Origin of the sequence: Salicibibacter halophilus, from assembly GCF_006740705.1 — a bacterium.
GTDB classification, from domain to species: Bacteria; Bacillota; Bacilli; order Bacillales; family Marinococcaceae; genus Salicibibacter; species Salicibibacter halophilus.
On sequence record NZ_CP035485.1, the window covers coordinates 3635203 to 3651101 of the forward strand.

Annotated in this window: 18 protein-coding genes and 1 pseudogene; 17 read left to right on the forward strand and 2 right to left on the reverse strand. The window is 47.9% G+C overall.

Annotated elements, in window-relative coordinates; genetic code table 11:
• Positions 1-3: 3 nt before the first annotated feature.
• From EPH95_RS17930 to yajC, 11 genes and pseudogenes are all read left to right on the forward strand, one after another.
• Positions 4-474 (forward strand): ACT domain-containing protein, encoded by a 471-nt coding sequence (locus EPH95_RS17930; protein ID WP_142091309.1) that lies wholly within the window; start codon positions 4-6, stop codon positions 472-474.
• A gap of 22 nt (positions 475-496) precedes the next feature.
• Positions 497-1369, forward strand: a complete 873-nt coding sequence (gene pheA, locus EPH95_RS17935) for a prephenate dehydratase (RefSeq protein ID WP_142091310.1) — start codon at positions 497-499, stop codon at positions 1367-1369.
• A gap of 172 nt (positions 1370-1541) precedes the next feature.
• Positions 1542-2741, forward strand: a complete 1200-nt coding sequence (safA, locus tag EPH95_RS17940; RefSeq protein WP_142091311.1) for a SafA/ExsA family spore coat assembly protein — start codon at positions 1542-1544, stop codon at positions 2739-2741.
• Between the two features lie 81 nt (positions 2742-2822).
• Positions 2823-3530, forward strand: a complete 708-nt coding sequence (locus EPH95_RS17945; protein WP_142091312.1) for a YhcN/YlaJ family sporulation lipoprotein — start codon at positions 2823-2825, stop codon at positions 3528-3530.
• A 104-nt stretch (positions 3531-3634) separates the two neighbouring features.
• The gene (locus EPH95_RS17950; protein WP_142091313.1) at positions 3635-4363 is read left to right on the forward strand and encodes a YebC/PmpR family DNA-binding transcriptional regulator; all 729 of its coding nucleotides are present in this window, start codon (positions 3635-3637) and stop codon (positions 4361-4363) included.
• Between the two features lie 147 nt (positions 4364-4510).
• Positions 4511-5113: a Holliday junction branch migration protein RuvA gene (gene ruvA / locus EPH95_RS17955; protein WP_142091314.1), complete on the forward strand. Its 603-nt coding sequence runs from the start codon at positions 4511-4513 to the stop codon at positions 5111-5113.
• Positions 5114-5125: 12 nt separating this feature from the next.
• Positions 5126-6141: pseudogene (gene ruvB / locus EPH95_RS17960) on the forward strand (Holliday junction branch migration DNA helicase RuvB).
• A complete protein-coding gene (locus EPH95_RS17965) occupies positions 6134-6352 on the forward strand; it encodes a DUF2905 domain-containing protein (RefSeq protein WP_193556990.1) in 219 nt (72 codons plus the stop codon). The pseudogene ruvB and the gene EPH95_RS17965 overlap by 8 nt, the downstream one beginning before the upstream one ends.
• Positions 6353-6355: 3 nt before the next feature.
• Positions 6356-7399, forward strand: coding sequence for a tRNA preQ1(34) S-adenosylmethionine ribosyltransferase-isomerase QueA (gene queA / locus EPH95_RS17970; RefSeq protein ID WP_142091315.1), 1044 nt, complete (start codon positions 6356-6358; stop codon positions 7397-7399).
• Complete coding sequence (tgt, locus tag EPH95_RS17975; protein ID WP_142091316.1) at positions 7396-8541, forward strand: tRNA guanosine(34) transglycosylase Tgt; 1146 nt, start codon at positions 7396-7398, stop codon at positions 8539-8541. Before queA ends, tgt begins: the two co-directional genes overlap by 4 nt.
• A gap of 89 nt (positions 8542-8630) precedes the next feature.
• Positions 8631-8885, forward strand: coding sequence for a preprotein translocase subunit YajC (gene yajC, locus EPH95_RS17980; protein WP_142091317.1), 255 nt, complete (start codon positions 8631-8633; stop codon positions 8883-8885).
• A 71-nt stretch (positions 8886-8956) separates the two neighbouring features.
• Here yajC and EPH95_RS17985 read toward each other — a convergent pair whose 3' ends face one another.
• The gene (locus EPH95_RS17985; RefSeq protein ID WP_142091318.1) at positions 8957-9334 is read right to left on the reverse strand and encodes a TIGR04086 family membrane protein; all 378 of its coding nucleotides are present in this window, start codon (positions 9332-9334) and stop codon (positions 8957-8959) included.
• A 187-nt stretch (positions 9335-9521) separates the two neighbouring features.
• Between EPH95_RS17985 and EPH95_RS17990 the strand changes: the two genes are divergently transcribed.
• Positions 9522-10178: a YetF domain-containing protein gene (locus tag EPH95_RS17990; protein ID WP_142091319.1), complete on the forward strand. Its 657-nt coding sequence runs from the start codon at positions 9522-9524 to the stop codon at positions 10176-10178.
• Between the two features lie 13 nt (positions 10179-10191).
• Here EPH95_RS17990 and spoVB read toward each other — a convergent pair whose 3' ends face one another.
• Entirely contained in the window at positions 10192-11748 is a 1557-nt protein-coding gene (gene spoVB / locus EPH95_RS17995; RefSeq protein ID WP_142091320.1) for a stage V sporulation protein B, read from the reverse strand.
• A 139-nt stretch (positions 11749-11887) separates the two neighbouring features.
• Here spoVB and EPH95_RS18000 point away from each other — a divergent pair, with 139 nt between their 5' ends.
• From EPH95_RS18000 to EPH95_RS18015, 5 genes are all read left to right on the forward strand, one after another.
• Positions 11888-12244: a post-transcriptional regulator gene (locus EPH95_RS18000; protein ID WP_142091321.1), complete on the forward strand. Its 357-nt coding sequence runs from the start codon at positions 11888-11890 to the stop codon at positions 12242-12244.
• Between the two features lie 101 nt (positions 12245-12345).
• Entirely contained in the window at positions 12346-13650 is a 1305-nt protein-coding gene (gene secD / locus EPH95_RS19095) for a protein translocase subunit SecD (RefSeq protein WP_193556991.1), read from the forward strand.
• Positions 13640-14584 (forward strand): protein translocase subunit SecF, encoded by a 945-nt coding sequence (gene secF, locus EPH95_RS19100; RefSeq protein ID WP_193556992.1) that lies wholly within the window; start codon positions 13640-13642, stop codon positions 14582-14584. Before secD ends, secF begins: the two co-directional genes overlap by 11 nt.
• A gap of 53 nt (positions 14585-14637) precedes the next feature.
• Positions 14638-15546, forward strand: coding sequence for a cation diffusion facilitator family transporter (locus EPH95_RS18010; protein ID WP_319592798.1), 909 nt, complete (start codon positions 14638-14640; stop codon positions 15544-15546).
• A 16-nt stretch (positions 15547-15562) separates the two neighbouring features.
• Positions 15563-15877 carry a LapA family protein gene (locus EPH95_RS18015; protein WP_142091322.1) on the forward strand — a complete coding sequence of 105 codons (315 nt, stop codon included), beginning with the start codon at positions 15563-15565 and terminating at the stop codon, positions 15875-15877.
• Positions 15878-15899 lie beyond the last annotated feature (22 nt).

A 15899-nucleotide genomic window follows, 5' to 3' on the forward strand; every position in this document is an offset into this window, starting at 1 on the left:
TCGATGACGGAAAATATCGATCATTTTTTCCTTGTCCGGGAAGATATGTTAACCGAGGCGATGCAAAAAACACTCGAAGCCAAGCGCTTACTCGAAAATGAGCCATCGACAACCATCGGTGATGCCGTTCAGAAAGTCGGACTCAGCCGCAGCGCATTTTATAAATATCGGGATGCTATTCTCCCGTTTCACACGATGAGGCAGGCGAAAATCATTACCATTTCCATTCTGTTAACGGATAAATCCGGTGCGCTGTCCAAGTTATTAGGGATGGTTGCAGAGACACAGTCGAATGTGCTCACGATTAATCAAACCATCCCACTGCAAGGACGGGCGAATGTGACGCTTACGGTAGATACGACGATGTTAAATATTGAAGTTAAAAGCCTGATGCAACGGATAAAAGAAATGAAAGCCGTGGAAAAAGTTGAATTGGTAGGATCCGGAAGCGGATCTGAAAATAAAGCTAAGTGATGGAGAAAGAGTGAGGAACCATATGGAGAAAATAGCATATTTAGGCCCTGAAGGCACGTTCACTGAAGTGGCGGCTACTGCCTTTTCAAAATCCGCTGAACGTTTTCCATACAGAGACATTCCGAGTTGCCTGCAGGCGCTTGCAAATGATGAGGTAGACGGTGCGGTCGTGCCATTGGAAAATACGATTGAAGGATCGGTAAACATCACGCTTGACCACCTCGTACACAAGCATAACCTCCCTATTGTCGGGGAGTTGGCGATTCCGATCGCCCAGCATTTGCTTGTGCATCCTAACAATGGCGGCCGAAGCATGAAGGCTGTTTACTCGCATCCTCATGCCCTTGCCCAATGCCACGACTATCTGTCAAACCATTTGGCGGCCGCTGAATGGATGCATGCGTCATCAACGGCTAAAGCAGCCCAAGAAATCGCCGAAGACCCAAGCTTGGAGCGAGCGGTCATTGCCAACCGGTTGGCAGCGAAAAAATATGGACTTACCATAGCCGCCGAGAATATCCATGATTTTGTAAATAACCATACCCGTTTTGTGTTTCTATCCAGAAGAAATACGGGAAATACATCCATGGAAAACCGACCGAATGCGAATAAAAAAACGACCATCGTCGTAACGCTCCCTTCAGATTATTCCGGCGCGCTTCATCAAGTATTGTCCGCCTTTGCGTGGCGCAAACTTAATCTTTCCAAAATCGAATCAAGACCGATGAAAACCGGCATCGGTCATTATTTTTTCATCATTGATATTGACCACGAGTACGATGATGTATTGGTCCCCGGTGCGCTTGAAGAAATCAAGGCCATCGGCTGTGGTACACGGCTGCTCGGCTCATACCCGTCGGCCGTCATCCATGAAGAAACGGAGTCAACAGTATAAAAGGAAGGAGCGGAGAAGTTGCCCATACATGGCGTCTCCGCTTTTTTCTGAGGCCTTTTCTAAAATCGCCCGGTAATGAATACTCGCCTTTTTCCTCGCATATTGTTGTATTGGATGTCGTACGGTTACGGAAGCGGAAAAGGCTAACCACGTGAACTGGAGGGATAAAAGCGTGAAAATCCATATTGTTCAAAAGGGCGATACATTGTGGAATCTTGCACAGAAATATGATGTCGATTTTGAAAAGGTCAAAGGGGCGAATACCCAACTGGCAAATCCGGAAATGATCATGCCAGGCATGAAAATTAAAATTCCCGGAAAAACAGTACCGGCAAAGAAAGAATCGGAAAAGAAAGAAGCGAAGGTGGATCCCCAGGTAAAGGAAGAACAAAAGGAAAAACCAAAACCGGAACCGGCACCAAAAAAACCGGAAACACCAAAAGCACCGAAGGCACCGCCAAAAGCGCCTGTGTACCAAAAACCGGAAGCGCCAAAAAAAGAAAAGCCTGCCCCGGAAAAACCGGATACAAAACAAAAGCCCGCGGTCAAACCACCGCCTAAACAAATGCCGGTCATGCAGGTGCCAAAAAAACAACCGAAACCCGAACCAAAAGATAAAGAAAAGATGGAAAAGCCGCCGAAATTTCAAAAGCCCGCGCCGCAAAAACCGGATAAACCCAAAGAGAAAAAACCGTCTGTCCCTCCTATGACAGGAAAAAAAGAGATGCCGAAGCAACCACCAACAGAGAAGATGGAAATGCCACCGAAATTTCAAAAGCCTGCTGCGCATGAAGAGAAGAAAGAACCTGCGCCAAAAGAACAGGAAATGATGTATAAGAAACAGCCAATGAAAAAGCCTAAATTAAAAAAGCAACCGTGTAAAACGTGCGGACAACCGACCGGGATGCACACACAGTTTACCCAACATCCGCCTATGCCGTATCAACATGGAGGCCAACAAGTTCCGCCGCATTTGATGCAATACTGTTTCGTCCCTGTTTACCAGCAAGGGCACCCTGAAGCTCCGTATTCACCATATCAAGGGTACCAAGAAGGTTACCAACAGCAGCCGGAATTTCAAGAAGGATATGATCAATATTACCATGCATATGGATATGGGAATGGAAATGGGGGTTATAGACAAAACAACCCAGAAGAACAGGAATATGGAGTTTTTTCAAGTGCCATACCTCCGTATCAGCACCCAATGCCGGCAGCACCTTCGATAGCCATGCCGCTGTATGATCAAGGAATGTACGGTTATTACCCTGTCGTTCCTTATTATGAACCGACGTTTGATGAACGTATGTATTATCCGTATGATCCGAGACAAATGGAGAAGCGGCCGCAATCAGAAGACGAGTACGAATAATTTGGCCTGACTTCCTTGAACTGACAGGTGTAAGCCCCCTTTATTCTTCACAACTTAAAGAGTGAAGGGGGGCTATAATTTATGAAGAAGATGGCACTTTCGCTGGCCGCTTTTTCAGTAATTACAGCAGGATTAGCGGGATGTGGGGATGCAGATAATGCCGCTGGTCCTGGGAATAATACCGGAGTGAACCAATTAGGGAATCAACAAACCGATCAACAAGATGCAGGTTATGCTGGCTGGGATCGAACGGCTCGAGGTGATCGCGGTGAAGGGCCGATCACGGATATGTTTACCGTAGATGACCGACAAGGACAACAGGGACAACAAGGCCAAGGAATGAATCAAACTGGCCAAGGAATGGGTCAACAAGGAACCGGGACGGGTCAACAAAACCAAACCATGGATCATCCCGGTGGAATGATGAACGGCAATAATGGCGGCAATGGCAATGGCGAACAATCAGAAATTCAACAAACAGTCTCAGAAATGGATAATGTAGAGAACTTCCATGTAGTTGAAGACGATGATCACGTTCTTGTAGGGGTCAGAACGTCAGGCAGTGATGGCGATGAAACAGTAGATAACATCCGTGAAGAATTGGAAGATGAAACCGACAAAGAAGTGTACGTTTCAGACGATCAGGATGTTTATGACGATATACGCGGCGTCGAAAATGACCTGGCAGAAGGAACCGGCGAAGCGATGGAAGAGACCGGGGCAACCATTGAAGGGATTATTGAAGACGTTAGCGATGCCGCCCAACGACCATTTGAACAAAGCCGATAACAAAAAGGGGCCGAAATGGCCTCTTTTTTTGCACGTGAACGCCTGCACCCCCTGGAGTAAAACCTTAGTACGTGATATATTGAAGAACGGAGGAGGTTGTGATCATGGCAGGTCATTCCAAGTGGAATAATATAAAAAGACGGAAAGAAGCGCAGGATAAAAAACGTGCGAAGATCTTCACAAAAATATCCACAGAAATATTTGCGGCTGTTCGGGAGCAAGGGGACGACCCCTCGACTAATCTTCGATTGCGAACTGCGGTACAAAAAGCGAAAAACGCCAACGTTCCTATAAATAATATTGAACGGACGATCAAAAGGGCGAGCGGTGACAGCGGAAATGTACAGTATGAACAAATCAGTTACGAAGGGTATGGTCCCGGAGGTGTCGCGGTTTTTGTGAAAACTTTAACGGATAACCGCAATCGCACGGTCGCGGATATTCGTCATGCTTTTTCCAGAAACGGCGGCAATCTCGGGGAAGATGGCTGTGTTTCTTTTTTATTTTCCGAAAAGGGACTGATTGTGCTTAAAAGCGAAGAATTGGATGAGGAAACGGTCATGCTGGAAGCGATTGAAGCAGGGGCTGAAGATGTGGAAACGGAAGACGAACATTATTTGATTTGGACCGATGACAAAGAGCTGGAAGAAGTCAGGGAAGAACTTGCGAAAAGCGGATATCCTATTTATACAGCCGAGCAGACCATGATTCCGAGTACCAATGCAGCACTCGAGGGAGAATACGCAAAAAAAATGGAGACCTTGATCGATATGCTTGAAGACAATGATGATGTGCAAGATGTATACCATAATGGTGAGTTTCAGGCAGGGTAAGAATGAGTGTAACGGGTCGCCATGAAAGACTCAAGCCAGCGGTCAAACGATCGAAACGTCCCCTTCTCTTCCCTCTTTGTTTTCTCCCCCTTCTGTACAATATGTTAGAATGGGAGTAAGTTTTTCACGAAGAAAGAGGGGACATCGTTGATTGAACGGTTACGGGGACAAGTCATTTTTCGCGATCATGAATCCATCACGCTTGATGTTAACGGGGTAGGGTATTTAATTTATTGTGCAAATCCATTTGCCTATGACATAAACGATGAAAAAGAAAGGCACATTTATACGTATCAGCATGTCCGGGAAGATGCCATCCGTTTATATGGGTTTTCCACACGGGAAGAGCGGGTGCTTTTCAGCCGGCTTCTGCAAGTTTCGGGCATTGGCCCTAAAGGAGGGCTAGCCATATTGGCTGAAGGGAATGCGGCACTGGTTGTGCAGGCGATCGAAGAAGAAAACGAAGCCATGCTCGTCAAATTTCCGGGTATAGGCAAAAAAACGGCCAGACAAATGATATTGGATCTTAAAGGGACGCTTGATGTTACGTTGCCGCATAAATCAGAGGGCGTAAACGTTCAATCCGTAATGCCCATGCAAACCGGAGCTTTGCAGGAAGCGATGGAAGCCCTTCGTGCCTTAGGGTATGGCGAAAAAGAAATAAAAAAATGCGAGAAAGCTTTGCAGCATGAAGAGCTTGAAGCCGATGAATACGTCAGACGTTCGTTGCGTCTGATGGTGGAGCGTTAAAGGAGGGATCGTATGGACGATGAGCGGTTAATATCCCAGGAGCGTTTGGGGGATGACGAAGAAACCAAGGAAGAAAGTATACGTCCCCTATCGCTGGAGCGGTATATAGGCCAGGAAAAGGTGAAGCGAAATTTGCAAGTTTTTATTGAAGCCGCCAAAATGAGGGAAGAAAGCCTTGACCATGTGTTATTATACGGTCCCCCGGGCTTGGGAAAACGACACTCGCGATGATCATCGCCCATGAAATGAATGTCCATTTGCGAACGACCTCCGGTCCTGCGATTGAACGTCCCGGCGACCTGGCCACGATTTTGACGACGCTGGAGCCGGGCGATGTTTTGTTTATCGATGAGGTTCACCGGCTGCAACGTCCGGTCGAGGAAGTGTTGTATCCCGCGATGGAGGACTTTTCCATTGATATTGTGATCGGCCAAGGAAGCGGGGCAAAATCCGTGCGCTTGGATTTGCCTCCATTTACGCTTGTCGGCGCGACGACCCGTGCAGGCCTTTTGAGTGCGCCGCTCCGGGACCGCTTTGGCGTCATGAGCCGTTTGGACTTTTACAAGCTTGAAGAATTGGCGGATATTATCCTGCGCACGGGTGAACTGCTCGATGTTGGTTTAGAAGAGGATGCCGCTTATGAAGTCGCGAGACGCGCACGTGGTACCCCGCGTATCGCCAATCGGCTTTTGCGGCGCGTACGGGATTTTGCACAAGTCAATCGTGCGGAAACGATCACCGTGCAAGAAGCGGAAACAGCTTTAGGCCACCTTGAAGTGGACCGTCTCGGGCTTGACCAAATCGACCATCGGCTTTTAAAAACACTCGTGGATAAGTTCGCGGGCGGTCCGGTCGGCATTGATACGATGGCGGCAGTCGTTGGGGAAGAAGCAGAGACGATTGAAGATGTATATGAACCTTATCTCTTGCAAATCGGTTTTTTGCAAAGGACTCCGCGGGGCCGGGTCGTTGCCCCCGCAGCATATGATCATTTTGGCTGGACCGAAACGGGGAAGTCCAATGGCTGAAATACCGCGATGGCTCATCATTATCGGCATTGTGCTGATCGCCGTTGGTTTGCTATGGCAAGTAGGCGGCCGGTTTTTGCCGATTGGGCGTTTGCCCGGGGATTTTCTGTTTAAAGGTGAAAATACGACGGTTTACATTCCGATTATGACGAGTATTATTATAAGCGTTGTGCTTTCCCTTATTTTTCTCATCATTGGAAGGTTTAGATAAACGATGAAAATGGATGCATTTGATTTTGAGTTGCCAGAGTCTTTGATTGCACAACGGCCTTTGCCGAACCGGGATGCTGCCCGTATGCTCGTCTTGGACCGGGAATCCGGAGATATTGATCATCAACGTTTTTCGGATATCGGCTCTTTTTTTCAAGCCGGTGATTGTTTGGTGCTAAATGATACACGCGTGCTCCCGGCAAGGCTTTTTGGCGAAAAAAAAGAGACAGGTGCCAACGTAGAAGTGTTGCTTTTGAACGAAGGAAATGCAGATGAATGGGAAACGCTTGTAAAACCGGCAAAAAAAGTAAAAGTGGGCACGGAAATCATTTTTGGCGATGGCCGGTTAACAGCGGTTTGCATTGGCCTTAATGAACACGGGGGGCGTCTGCTTCGTTTTCATTATAACGGATTTTTTATGGAAATTCTCGATGCGCTTGGCACCATGCCGCTCCCGCCTTATATTACCGAGCAGCTGGAAGAGCCGGAACGCTACCAGACGGTGTATGCAAACAAACAGGGATCGGCAGCGGCGCCGACTGCCGGTCTCCATTTTACGGAAGAACGTTTGGACGAATTACGTGCAATCGGAGTGGAAATTTGCTATATTACTTTACATGTGGGCTTAGGCACATTCCGGCCGGTATCCGTCGAACGCGTGGAGGATCATGAGATGCACGCGGAGCATTATGAGGTAAGCGCGGAAACAGCAGTGACCTTAAATGAGGCAAAAAAGGCGGGGAGAGAGATTATCGCTTGTGGAACAACTTCCGCCCGCACGTTGGAAACAATCATGCATACATACGGGGAATTTAAAAAAACCAGCGGTTGGACAGATATTTTCATCTATCCGGGTTTTGATTTCCGCGGTGTGGATGGTTTGATTACAAATTTTCACTTGCCGAAATCAACGCTCATTATGCTTGTTAGCGCGTTCGCGGGCAAGGAAGCAATCATGCGCGCCTATCGGGAAGCTATTGCGGAGCAGTATCGATTTTTTAGTTTTGGCGATGCCATGTACATTAGGAAAGGGGCCATTTCGGTTTGACAGAAGCCATTCGTTACGAACATTTGAAAACATGCCGGCAGTCCGGGGCGAGGCTCGGTCGTATCCACACGCCGCACGGGGTGATTGATACCCCGATTTTTATGCCTGTTGGCACACTGGCCACTGTTAAAATGATGAGCCCTGAGGAATTAAAAGAGATGGATGCGCAAATCATACTCTCCAACACCTATCATTTATGGTTGCGGCCAGGAGAAGATTTGGTTGAAGAAGCAGGTGGGCTCCATACATTCATGAATTGGGACCGCCCCATGCTCACGGATTCCGGCGGTTTTCAAGTCTTCAGCCTGAGTGATTTGCGCGACATTGATGAAGAAGGGGTTCGGTTTCGGAATCATATCAGCGGCGAGCGACTCTTTTTATCGCCGGAGAAAGCCGTTCATATTCAGCAAAGCCTGGGTGCGGATATCATCATGGCTTTTGATGAATGCCCGCCTTATCCTGCGTCCTATGCTTATATGCGTGATTCCGTCGCGCGGACGAGCCGGTGGGCGGAAAGGTGTTTGAAAGCCCATGATGGAAACAACGGGCAGCAGGCGTTGTTTGGCATTATTCAGGGCGGGGAGTATGAAGATTTGCGCCGTGAAAGTGTGGAGGACTTAGTATCTTTGGATTTTCCCGGCTACGCGATCGGCGGCCTTTCGGTCGGAGAGCCAAAATCCGTCATGAATGAAGTGTTGGAGCAGACCACCCAGCATTTGCCGACGGACAAACCGCGGTATTTGATGGGCGTCGGTTCTGCAGATGCACTGATTGACGGGACTATTCGGGGAGTGGACATGTTTGATTGCGTGTTGCCGACCCGAATCGGCCGTAACGGGACGTGCATGACATCCGAAGGACGAAAAGTCATCCGGAACGCGTCATTTGCACGTGATTTCCGTCCTATCGACGAAGCGTGTGGTTGTTATGCTTGCCGAAATTATTCACGGGCGTACATCCGCCATCTTATCAAAAGCAAAGAAGCGTTCGGGTTTAGGCTTACCTCTTATCATAATCTCTATTTCCTGATAGAATTAATGCGGAAGGTTCGCCAAGCGATAAAAGAAGACCGTCTCCTTGATTTCCGCGCTTCTTTTTTCGAGCAATACGGATTTAACCGCCCGGATGCCAAAAACTTTTAGGGCTGTTACAGACTCTTTTAAGCAAGCATTCTTCATCTTGTACAGGCTGAAGCTTCTTTAAAAGAAAATAGGAAGGGAGTGTACCAAACATGGAAGCGATTATTATGTTAGTGTTGATGTTTGCGATTGTTTATTTTCTACTTATTCGCCCGCAGCAAAAGCGGCAAAAGCAGATTCGGGAAATGCACTCGAACTTACAAAAAGGCGATGATGTGATCACAATCGGCGGCTTGCACGGCAAGATTGATGCGATTGACGAAGACAAACTCGTTTTGCTCGTGGATGAGAATCGCAAGCTTACGTATGACCGTTCAGCGGTAAGGGAAGTCGTCAATCAGAACTAGCATGTTCTTAACGAAAAGATCGGAAGCAGGGCAAGATGAAATGCCTCATGCTCCGGTCTTTTATTTTTAAATCATCGCACAGAACCGAAAAGCGAAACAGCCACCATTCCCCCGAATGAAGCACTGACGATAGCGGCGATAAAAACGATGGCCTGGTTCAGGCTTATAAGAGCGCCGTAACCCAGGTATTGCATGAAAGTCGCGGCCAAAGCAAACAATAGCCCGGCGCTTAGCCCGACTAGCCACCCCTTAGAACGCGACCGTAACCCCGCCGCGAATCCGCCGATTAATGTGACCAGAATGGTAATTCCGATTGTGATTCCCGTCACAGATTGCTCTGTCACGGAGCCGAAACGTAAAAGTGTGGCGATGATTAATCCGGCCACTAGCACGAGCGAAAGCATGGTAACGGAAGAGATGCCAAGCGCGCGCAGAAACCGTGCTTGCATAGGAAGCCCCCCTTATTAACGTATTGCTATAGTTTATGATTGAAACAAGCATATAGAAGGGGGGAATTGGATTTGTGCTCACCGAACCTCCAGTTCTCTTTTATTTTTGAGTCACCGTAACAAAACATGAAGAATGCACTTTCCCTCGTTGGGCATCCTAAGAAGGATGATTGAGGTGAAGTGAGCTGTGACAGAGTTATTTGCACTTGCTTGGCGTACAATTTTTTTCTATTTTTTCCTGTTAGTGGCGCTGCGGTTGATGGGAAAACGTGAAGTTGGCGAACTCACGATCCTTGATTTTATTGTATCCATCATGATCGCTGAATTTGCAGCGATGGCTGTCCAGGAGCAATCGCTTATGCAGGGCATGGTGCCGATTATCATATTGGCTTGTATCCAGATTGGCCTCGCGTACCTGTCGCTGAAAAGCAATCGTCTTCGCGATATATTTGACGGAGAACCGACAATGATCATTCAAAATGGAAAAATTGATGAAGAGGCCATGCGCACGCAACGATATAATTTTGACGATTTGTTACAACATCTGCGCACTCAAGGCATTAGTAATTTTACCGAGGTAGAATATGCTGTTTTGGAGCCGTCCGGTGATCTATCGGTGATAAAAAAAGAGCACAAGGGCGACCCCAATGATATTGTCTATCCGTTGCCATTGATCATAGACGGTGATATTCAACATGACCATCTGCAACAAATCGGCGGGAACGCGGATTGGCTAATGACCAAGTTGCAAGAACGCGGGTATGATAATGTGAAAAAAATTGCCTTGTGTGTCTCGAAGAAAAACGGCACACTCATTATCGATGAAAAGGATGAACGGCGGTAATCTTTACCAAAAACTAACGAAAGAAAGATTGAAGGAATGGGATTCGGCTGATATTCTTAATAGGTAGGAGACGGAACAAAATTAACCCCATCATGTAAAAGATGACCGTAATCGTTAGGCTGATAATAGTCCCGACGAGCATTTCGTCCTCGGATGAAATAAAGGAGCGGAAGCTGTGAATTGCCACGCCCGCGGTCAAGATAGTAACGAGCAGCGTGCCGGTCCAGTCTTTTACTTTTAATGTGAATCCTACTGCCCTTGAAACACTGATAAAATGAAGAAGAGTGACAATCATTAAACTCGCGCAGATGGCGAGTGCCGCTCCCATGATCCCGAGTTCCGGGCGGGATGCCAAAAAGGCAATGGCAGTCATTTTAACCCCGGCGCCAATGAGGCTGTTATACATAGCCGCTTTTGCCAGGTTTAACGCTTGTAACACGGATTGCAGCGGCATTTGGAAATAAAGAAAGATACAAAAAGGCGCAATCACTTTTAAGTAAACCGCCGCTTGTGGCGCGTCATACATAAGTGATAGGATCGGAACGGCGAATACGTACAAGATAACAACGGATATGCCGCCGGACAGCAGGGCAACTTTTGTTGTTTGTTGCAACCGTTTTTGAATGGTGGCATAATCACCCTTGCTATGGGCCTCGCTGATCGCCGGGACGAGCGAGACCGATAAACTTTGTGTAATAAACGAAGGCAAAAAAAGCAGGGGGACGACAAATCCGACCAACTCCCCGTATTGGCTTGTAGCTGTAACGGTTGCCACTCCGGCAATCGCCAGGCTTTGGGCGACGATGATCGGCTCAAGAAACTGGGAGACTGAGCCGACAAGCCTGCTCCCGGTCGTGGGAAGCGCGATCGTCATTAAATCTTGTAATGTTCTTTTTCCGCTTTTCAATCCGGAAAAGAAGTTTTCCCGGATTCGCATCGTTTTTTTATTTTTAAACACATAAATAACGTACAGCAAAGAAGCCAGTTCCCCGGCGACAACCGATATCATAGCCCCCGCGGCGGCATATTCAACTCCGAACGGCAAAAAGATGCTCGTACAAAAGGCAACGAGTGCGATGCGTACGACTTGCTCGATTACTTGGGAATAAGCGATCGGGCGCATGTTTTGCATCCCTTGAAAGTAACCTCTCAACACCGCGGAAAGGGCAACAATCGGGACAATCGGGATAATGGCAAGCAGCGGATAAAGCGCACGGGTATCCGTTAATAGGATGCTCGCCAGAAGCGGTGCGGCCGCGAGCATGGCTGTCGTTAATACCGCGCTTAATGAGCCGGTAACGATGAGGGAAATAACCAGGATTCTTTTTTTTCGTTCATGTTCGCCACGGGCTTCGGCTTCCGCGATCAGTTTAGATATCGCGACCGGAAGTCCGAGTTGGGTAAGCGTAATGATGAGCAATAGGCTGGGGACGGCCATCATATAGAGCCCCATACCTTCGGAGCCCATCACCCGAGCCATGACAATTTTATTGATAAACCCGAGGATACGAGTGATTAAACCTGCGATAATAAGAATGAAAGCACCTGCGAAAAACGTTTGCCTTGTCATATTCGAGCCCCTTCCTTCTTTGCCGGCGAAATCCCGGGGATTGTCCGCCACTACATATCTATGCAAAAAAGAGGGTCAAGCATGACAAGCAATGATACTAAATCAGGCGCTTACCGCCGGGAAAAAGTGAGGGGAAAGCATGGAAAATCCGCAACAGTTTGAAGTATGGAAAACGGATGTAAAGCCAATACTTGAATTAAAAAGAGATGAATTTCATCTGTTCGGACATGAGGAAGCTACAGAAGAAGATATTTGGAAGTTGGGCATAGGAAAGTTGCGTAAAGAATCGCAATATACGCCTTTTTATCGGTTCGCAAACGTGTTGATGCGTTTGTCCGTGACGGATTATATGAATGAGAAGACCATCAATGCCTATAAAGGGACGGAAGGTTGGTCAAAAGATACCGATGACGAGATGGAAGGGATCCTTGATGAGGTGCTCGGCAACGAAGAAGCGGATGGCCGAAAAGGGAACAGGCAGCCTTCCAGTGGCTGATCCGTTTGTATCACCCGCTTTAAATCGTTCAGAAAAATCCGCTTCCGTTTGGAAGCTGTCCATCGCTGCGTTCGGCGCGGCGATTGAAGGGGGAACAATGTATGGGAAAAAAATGGGGAAGAATCGGGGCATTTTTCGCCATTATCATCGCGCTCGGCATATTGATCTCGCAAACGGCATTTGATGTTGCCCGCGGTACAAATCTTGGCCTTGATTTGCAAGGGGGATTTGAAGTTTTGTATGAACTCGATCCCGATGGAGAGGGAGAGTTAACCGAGGAGGATATTCAGGCAACCGCTTCGGCATTGAGTGAACGGGTAGATGTGCTCGGCGTTTCGGAACCTTCCATTACTGTTGAAGGAGAAGATCGCATACGTGTCCAGCTTCCCGGCGTGGAAGAGCAGGAAGAAGCCCGTGAGCTCTTGTCCACGGAAGCAGAGCTATCCTTTCGAGATGTCGATGACGAGTTAATGCTAACCGGGGAAGACTTAGAGCAGGGTGGTGCGAGCGCAGGTTTTGATGAAGCGAATCAACCGATGGTGCAAGTTACATTGCAAGACGGTGAGTTGTTTGGAGAAATTACCACTGAAATAAGCCAACGGCCGGAACCGGAGAATTTACTCGTCATTTGGCTCGACTATGATGAAGACGAGCACTCTTTCTATGAAGAAGTCAATGAGCCGGATCCGGCCTTCATTTCGGCGCCTCAGGTAAGCGAACCGCTTCCTACGGATACTGTCTCCATTGAAGGCATGGGATCCCTCGAGGAAGCAGAGTTTTTGGCGGAAATGCTCAACGCCGGTTCGCTTCCCGTGGAAATCGAGGAAATATACTCCAACACGGTGGGGGCATCTTTAGGGGAACAAGCCTTGGAGCAGACACTGTTCGCGGGCATGATCGGTGTGGCCCTCATCTTTTTATACATGCTTGCTTATTACCGTTTTATGGGTGTGATCGCTACGCTTACACTGGCGGTCTATATCTACTTGGTCATGATTCTCTTTAATTCCATTCAAGGAGTGCTGACGTTACCCGGCATTGCCGCTTTAATTCTCGGGGTCGGGATGGCAGTGGATGCCAATATTTTAACGTACGAGCGCATTAAAGAAGAGTTAAAAGACGGAAGGTCCATGAAATCTGCGTTTAAATTGGGAAGCAGGCGAGCGTTGGGCACCATCATTGATGCAAATATAACAACGATCATCGCTGCCGCCGTCTTGTTTTATTTCGGCACAAGCGCGGTACAAGGCTTTGCCGTCATGCTCATCGTAAGCATTTTGACAAGCTTTATTACTGCGGTATATGGCACGCGTCTCTTGTTGGGGCTATGGATTAACAGCCGGAGTTTGAATCGAAAATACTGGCTGTTTGGCGTAAAGGAGCGTGATGTTCGCCGTGGACTTTAATATCGCCGATAAAAATATCGATCTAATTAAACACAGAAAGACGTATTTTACCTTTACCATGCTCATCGTACTGGCTGGGGCCGTTTTGTTGTCAACGCTCGGCCTAAATTTAGGCATTGACTTTGAAAGTGGTACGCGCGTTGATCTCATGGCAGAGGAACCGTTAACGGAAGAGGAGATTGAAAATGAGCTTGCCGAGATCGGTTTGGCAGCGGATGATATTACGCTCGCCGGAGAAAACAATGAGCAAGCTTCCGTTCAATTTATCGGCGACCTGGATCAAGAAGAGTCGCTGGAATTACAGGGGCATTTTGATGAAGCATTCGGGCATGAACCGAATATAAGCACCGTTTCCCCGCAAATCGGACGGGAACTCGCGATCAATGCACTAATTGCCACCGGATTGGCTTCGCTAGGAATCGTTATTTATGTCGCGATCCGTTTTGAATTTCTATATGGGCTCGCCGCCATTACGGCACTACTGTATGATGCTTTTTTCGTGATATCGGTTTTCAGTCTAATGCAATTGGAAATCAACATCCCTTTTATTGCAGCGGTTCTCACCGTTATCGGTTACTCGATTAACGACACGATTGTAACCTTTGACCGCATACGGGAAAACGTTCGGAAGGAAGAACAAGAAAAGAACATCGAGGACTTTGACCAATTGGCCGGAATTGTGAATAAAAGCTTGCTACAAACACTCACACGTTCGATTAACACCGTCTTAACGGTATTGTTTGCCGCAGTGGCCATTTGGCTTTTGGGGAGTGAGGCGATCACTTCATTTGCATTCGCAATCGTCATCGGCCTAGTTGCCGGTACGTACTCGTCCCTCTTTGTGGCCGCGCAATTATGGCTCGTATGGAAGAATAAGCATATCCAAAAACAAAGGGAAAAATTAGAAGCAGAAGTAGAAGGCAGCGAGTCATAAAAAGGGAGGTGGTACTTTTGCCGCCTCTCATCTCCTGTTAGAAGGTCGTGATCATGATGGCAGATGCAGATTTTGATGAGATACGATATAGACGGGTAAAACATGCCGCTTGGGTAGGCATTATTATTAACATCGCCCTTGCGATCGTCAAGGGCATCTTCGGTGTATTGGCGAACAGCCGGGCGTTGATCGCTGATGCTGCCCATTCGGCCGCTGATGTCGTAACATCTTTCGCCGTTTTGATCGGCGTTCGGGCTGCGGAACTCCCGCCCGACGAAGACCATCCATACGGCCACGGCAAAGCGGAATCGATTACCGCCATCATTGTGAGCGTCCTGTTATTCCTTGTCGGCTTTGAAATTGCGCTGAATACAATCGGGGAAATGAGAGGGGGGAGCGAGCCTCCGGGCACCATTGCTCTTTATATTATTGTGGCCTCTATCATCATTAAAGAAGCGCTGTTTCGTGTGAAAGTTCGTCTCGGTAAAAAATACAACAGCGAAGCGATCATCACTGATGCCTGGCACCACCGTTCGGACGCCATTTCTTCGATCGCCGCCCTTGCCGGGGTGGGCGCTTCCATTCTTGGTTTCCATTTTGATATTCCATGGCTACTTTACGGGGATTTAGTCGCGGGTGTGTTTGTTGCCGGCCTTGTTATGATCATGGCTTGGAAGTTAGGCAAGGACGCCATTCATAACGCGCTCGATCATGTTTTGCATGAAGAAGACACGACGGAGATGAAAGATAAGGTGCTTGGAGTCGATGGAGTTATCGGAATAGACGAGTTTCACGCGCGTCAGCATGGACATTATGTGATCATTGATATTAAAATAGCCGTAGACCCGGAAATAAGCGTTCGCGCCGGTCATGATATTGCCACAGATGTGAAGGGTTTGCTAATGGAAGAGGAGAAGGTGCGAAACGTACTTGTCCATGTGAACCCTTATGAAGACGAATAATGGGGGAGGAAAAGAAATGCGAGGACAATGGACACTCATCATGGGGCTGATTGCCGCATTGTTGATTTCGATCTTTGCAGTGATCAATGTAGAAAGCGTAGCCGTGAACTTTCTATTTGGCACAACGGAAATTCCTTTAATTCTTATCATCCTCGGTTCCGTGCTCATGGGCGGGCTTGCCGTTGGCGGTGTTGGGATGCTGAAAGTGTATCGCCTCCAGCAGGAAGTTAGGCGCTTGAAAAGGGACAACGCGGAAGGACGCCAGGCAAGCGACCACCCGGAACCGGAACAAGAGAACAACCGAAAGGACAAGCGTAGTGCCAAAGAGTGATTGAGTTCTACCGCCGGTTCTG

Coding starts and splice junctions, on each gene's coding strand:
- EPH95_RS18000 (WP_142091321.1), top strand. CDS start 11,888: ATGGAAAATCCGCAACAGTTTGAAGTATGGAAAACGGATGTAAAGCCA.
- queA (WP_142091315.1), top strand. CDS start 6,356: ATGAAAATGGATGCATTTGATTTTGAGTTGCCAGAGTCTTTGATTGCA.
- EPH95_RS17930 (WP_142091309.1), top strand. CDS start 4: ATGACGGAAAATATCGATCATTTTTTCCTTGTCCGGGAAGATATGTTA.
- EPH95_RS17945 (WP_142091312.1), top strand. CDS start 2,823: ATGAAGAAGATGGCACTTTCGCTGGCCGCTTTTTCAGTAATTACAGCA.
- EPH95_RS18010 (WP_319592798.1), top strand. CDS start 14,638: ATGATGGCAGATGCAGATTTTGATGAGATACGATATAGACGGGTAAAA.
- pheA (WP_142091310.1), top strand. CDS start 497: ATGGAGAAAATAGCATATTTAGGCCCTGAAGGCACGTTCACTGAAGTG.
- EPH95_RS17965 (WP_193556990.1), top strand. CDS start 6,134: ATGGCTGAAATACCGCGATGGCTCATCATTATCGGCATTGTGCTGATC.
- yajC (WP_142091317.1), top strand. CDS start 8,631: ATGGAAGCGATTATTATGTTAGTGTTGATGTTTGCGATTGTTTATTTT.
- EPH95_RS18015 (WP_142091322.1), top strand. CDS start 15,563: ATGCGAGGACAATGGACACTCATCATGGGGCTGATTGCCGCATTGTTG.
- secD (WP_193556991.1), top strand. CDS start 12,346: ATGGGAAAAAAATGGGGAAGAATCGGGGCATTTTTCGCCATTATCATC.
- EPH95_RS17950 (WP_142091313.1), top strand. CDS start 3,635: ATGGCAGGTCATTCCAAGTGGAATAATATAAAAAGACGGAAAGAAGCG.
- EPH95_RS17985 (WP_142091318.1), bottom strand. CDS start 9,334: ATGCAAGCACGGTTTCTGCGCGCGCTTGGCATCTCTTCCGTTACCATG.
- spoVB (WP_142091320.1), bottom strand. CDS start 11,748: ATGACAAGGCAAACGTTTTTCGCAGGTGCTTTCATTCTTATTATCGCA.